Here is a 324-nt window from a genome sequence, read left to right on the forward strand (position 1 = left end):
CCACGGTCGTCAGCTACACCGAGGTCATCGACGCCAAGCTGCAGTACCCCTACACCGCGCTGGTGGGGATCAAGATCGACGCCAGTCAGTTTTCGTCGATCCCGGAACGCGCGTTTCGTATCAAGGGTCGCGTCATCCAGGTGCCGAGCAACTACACGCCGAGCACCCGCAGTTACATCGGCACCTGGGATGGCACGTTCCAGTCTGCATGGACCGATAACCCGGCCTGGATCTACCGCGACGTCATCCTGAACGACCGCTACGGCCTGGGCCGCTTCATCAGCGATGCCCAGGTGGACAAGTGGGCGCTGTACCAGATCGCTC

1 pseudogene is annotated in these 324 nt (G+C 62.0%); it reads left to right on the plus strand.

The window, feature by feature from the left end:
• Positions 1 to 324 (plus strand): annotated as a pseudogene (locus HAQ05_RS28205) (TipJ family phage tail tip protein); the annotation flags it as partial.

The sequence above is a fragment of the Pseudomonas typographi genome (assembly GCF_014694385.1).
Taxonomy (GTDB): Bacteria; Pseudomonadota; Gammaproteobacteria; order Pseudomonadales; family Pseudomonadaceae; genus Aquipseudomonas; species Aquipseudomonas typographi.